Below are 4,066 nucleotides of genomic sequence, written 5' to 3'. Positions count from 1 at the left end.
ACCAAAAAGGGTGCACCTTCTCCCGAAGTTACGGTGCCATGTTGCCTAGTTCCTTCACCCGAGTTCTCTCAAGCGCCTGAGAATTCTCATCCTACCCACCTGTGTCGGTTTACGGTACGGTCTTCGTGAGCTGAAGCTTAGGAGCTTTTCCTGGAAGCGTGGTATCAGTGACTTCGCCATAAAGGCTCGTCTCGGTGCTCGGTCTTAAAGGATCCCGGATTTGCCAAAGATCCAAACCTACCGCCTTTCCCCGGGACAACCAACGCCCGGTACACCTAACCTTCTCCGTCCCTCCATCGCACTCACGCGAGGTGCAGGAATATTAACCTGCTTCCCATCGACTACGGCTTTCGCCCTCGCCTTAGGGACCGACTAACCCTGCGTCGATTAACGTTGCGCAAGGAAACCTTGGGCTTTCGGCGTGCGGGCTTTTCACCCGCATTATCGTTACTCATGTCAGCATTCGCACTTCCGATACCTCCAGCAGACTTCTCAATCCACCTTCGCAGGCTTACGGAACGCTCCTCTACCGCGCATAAAACAAGTTTTATGCACCCCAAGCTTCGGTTCACTGCTTAGCCCCGTTAAATCTTCCGCGCAGACCGACTCGACCAGTGAGCTATTACGCTTTCTTTAAAGGGTGGCTGCTTCTAAGCCAACCTCCTGGCTGTCTGTGCCTTTCCACATCGTTTTCCACTTAGCAGTGAATTTGGGACCTTAGCTGTGGGTCTGGGTTGTTTCCCTTTTCACGACGGACGTTAGCACCCGCCGTGTGTCTCCCATACAGTCCGTCTCGGTATTCGGAGTTTGCAATGGTTTGGTAAGTCGCGATGACCCCCTAGCCATAACAGTGCTCTACCCCCGAGAGGATACATATGAGGCGCTACCTAAATAGCTTTCGAGGAGAACCAGCTATCTCCGGGTTCGATTAGCTTTTCACTCCTAATCACAGCTCATCCCCGTCTTTTGCAACAGACGTGGGTTCGGGCCTCCAGTACCTGTTACGGCACCTTCACCCTGGCCATGACTAGATCACCCGGTTTCGGGTCTACTGCCCGCGACTATGCGCCCTTATCAGACTCGGTTTCCCTTCGCCTCCCCTATACGGTTAAGCTTGCCACGAACAGTAAGTCGCTGACCCATTATACAAAAGGTACGCAGTCACTCTTGCGAGCTCCTACTGCTTGTACGCACACGGTTTCAGGATCTATTTCACTCCCCTCTCCGGGGTTCTTTTCGCCTTTCCCTCACGGTACTGGTTCACTATCGGTCGGTCAGGAGTATTTAGCCTTGGAGGATGGTCCCCCCATATTCAGACAGGGTTTCACGTGCCCCGCCCTACTCGTCTTCACTGGAGTGGCCCTTTTAAATACAGGGCTATCACCTTCTATGGCCAATCTTTCCAGATTGTTTTTCTAAAGCCATTCCAGCTTAAGGGCTGCTCCCCGTTCGCTCGTCACTACTTAGGGAATCTCGGTTGATTTCTTTTCCTCCGGTTACTTAGATATTTCAGTTCACCGGGTTCGCTTCCAGCAGCTATGAATTCACTGCAGGATACTGCCGAAGCAGTGGGTTTCCCCATTCGGACATTGCCGGATCAAAGCTTGTTGCCAGCTCCCCGACACTTTTCGCAGGCTACCACGTCCTTCATCGCCTCTGACCGCCTAGGCATCCACCGTGTGCGCTTATTCGCTTGACCATATAACCCCAAGTTGCCTCGGAGCTATATGACGTGTTGTGTGGGGTACAAAGCCACCAACGCGAACATACGACTCAATTTCTAGGGACTCGAAGTCCCCGCCTTAGCCTCAACGACACGTTTAGATAGATATCTCAAACGCTCGCTACGTCATAAGTTATAAAAGAACACGTACCAGCCTCAACGCTGATCCGTATAAATTCTTAAGTGTGCACTACATTCAGAGTGGTGGGTCTGGGAGGACTCGAACCACCGACCTCACCCTTATCAGGGGTGCGCTCTAACCACCTGAGCTACAGACCCAAAGTCTAGTGCTCTCGCTTTTCCCTGGACAGTCCGCACACGAATGTGCGGGCTCTTGCAGAGGGATCTGCGAATCTGGTGGAGCCTGTCGGGATCGAACCGACGACCCCCTGCTTGCAAAGCAGGTGCTCTCCCAGCTGAGCTAAGGCCCCATGATGGGACTTTCGCATACCGACCTGTGCCGGTACGCATCTCTGAATGCAGGTAATTTGTGAGGACGCCCGCAAGACGATGACGTCATGCTCAAAAGGAGGTGATCCAGCCGCACCTTCCGATACGGCTACCTTGTTACGACTTCACCCCAGTCATCGGCCACACCGTGGCAAGCGCCCTCCCGAAGGTTAAGCTACCTGCTTCTGGTGCAACAAACTCCCATGGTGTGACGGGCGGTGTGTACAAGGCCCGGGAACGTATTCACCGCAGCAATGCTGATCTGCGATTACTAGCGATTCCGACTTCATGGAGTCGAGTTGCAGACTCCAATCCGGACTGAGATAGGGTTTCTGGGATTGGCTTACCCTCGCGGGTTTGCAGCCCTCTGTCCCTACCATTGTAGTACGTGTGTAGCCCTGGTCGTAAGGGCCATGATGACTTGACGTCATCCCCACCTTCCTCCGGTTTGTCACCGGCGGTCTCCTTAGAGTTCCCACCATTACGTGCTGGCAACTAAGGACAAGGGTTGCGCTCGTTGCGGGACTTAACCCAACATCTCACGACACGAGCTGACGACAGCCATGCAGCACCTGTCTCACGGTTCCCGAAGGCACCAATCCATCTCTGGAAAGTTCCGTGGATGTCAAGACCAGGTAAGGTTCTTCGCGTTGCATCGAATTAAACCACATACTCCACCGCTTGTGCGGGCCCCCGTCAATTCCTTTGAGTTTCAGTCTTGCGACCGTACTCCCCAGGCGGCGAACTTAACGCGTTAGCTTCGATACTGCGTGCCAAATTGCACCCAACATCCAGTTCGCATCGTTTAGGGCGTGGACTACCAGGGTATCTAATCCTGTTTGCTCCCCACGCTTTCGTGCCTCAGTGTCAGTGTTGGTCCAGGTAGCCGCCTTCGCCACGGATGTTCCTCCCGATCTCTACGCATTTCACTGCTACACCGGGAATTCCGCTACCCTCTACCACACTCTAGTGATCCAGTATCCACTGCAATTCCCAGGTTGAGCCCAGGGCTTTCACAACAGACTTAAACCACCACCTACGCACGCTTTACGCCCAGTAATTCCGAGTAACGCTTGCACCCTTCGTATTACCGCGGCTGCTGGCACGAAGTTAGCCGGTGCTTATTCTTTGGGTACCGTCAGAACAATCGGGTATTAACCGACTGCTTTTCTTTCCCAACAAAAGGGCTTTACAACCCGAAGGCCTTCTTCACCCACGCGGCATGGCTGGATCAGGCTTGCGCCCATTGTCCAATATTCCCCACTGCTGCCTCCCGTAGGAGTCTGGACCGTGTCTCAGTTCCAGTGTGGCTGATCATCCTCTCAGACCAGCTACGGATCGTCGCCTTGGTGGGCCTTTACCCCGCCAACTAGCTAATCCGACATCGGCTCATTCAATCGCGCGAAGCCCGAAGGTCCTCCGCTTTCACCCGTAGGTCGTATGCGGTATTAGCGTAAGTTTCCCTACGTTATCCCCCACGAAAGAGTAGATTCCGATGTATTCCTCACCCGTCCGCCACTCGCCACCCATAAGAGCAAGCTCTTACTGTGCTGCCGTTCGACTTGCATGTGTTAGGCCTGCCGCCAGCGTTCACTCTGAGCCAGGATCAAACTCTTCACTTAAAATTACATGCCCGAAGGCAAATACTCTTAGCTGCAGAAGTCCAACCACTGGCAACTTATCGCTTGCAAAGCAATTAATATGTTGCTTGATTAAACGTCTGCAAGATGGACAATCATCCTTCCTGCAGGCGTCCGCACAAATTACCTGCGCACACTGTCAAAGAACATTGGGAAGTGGCCTCAGCGCCGTTCCCGTCAGCTTCGTCGTTTCCGTCGAAGCGAGCCGCCCATTATAGCGGACTTTTTCTTGCCGTCAACACCTCATTTCGAG

2 tRNA genes and 2 rRNA genes are annotated in these 4,066 nt (G+C 53.5%); all 4 read right to left on the bottom strand.

Annotated features, from left to right (window positions below):
• Positions 1–1,699 (bottom strand): 23S ribosomal RNA (locus LL964_RS20010); the annotation flags it as partial.
• Between the two features lie 226 nt (positions 1,700–1,925).
• Positions 1,926–2,002 (bottom strand) — tRNA-Ile (locus LL964_RS20005).
• Positions 2,003–2,078: 76 nt separating this feature from the next.
• Positions 2,079–2,154: transfer RNA gene (locus LL964_RS20000), tRNA-Ala, on the bottom strand.
• Positions 2,155–2,248: 94 nt separating this feature from the next.
• A 16S ribosomal RNA gene (locus LL964_RS19995) occupies positions 2,249–3,795 on the bottom strand.
• Positions 3,796–4,066 lie beyond the last annotated feature (271 nt).

The sequence above is a fragment of the Xanthomonas melonis genome, assembly GCF_020783655.1.
Classification (GTDB): Bacteria; Pseudomonadota; Gammaproteobacteria; order Xanthomonadales; family Xanthomonadaceae; genus Xanthomonas; species Xanthomonas melonis.
Note: the sequence above shows the minus strand (reverse complement) of the source record. Positions and strands in the feature narration are given on the sequence as shown.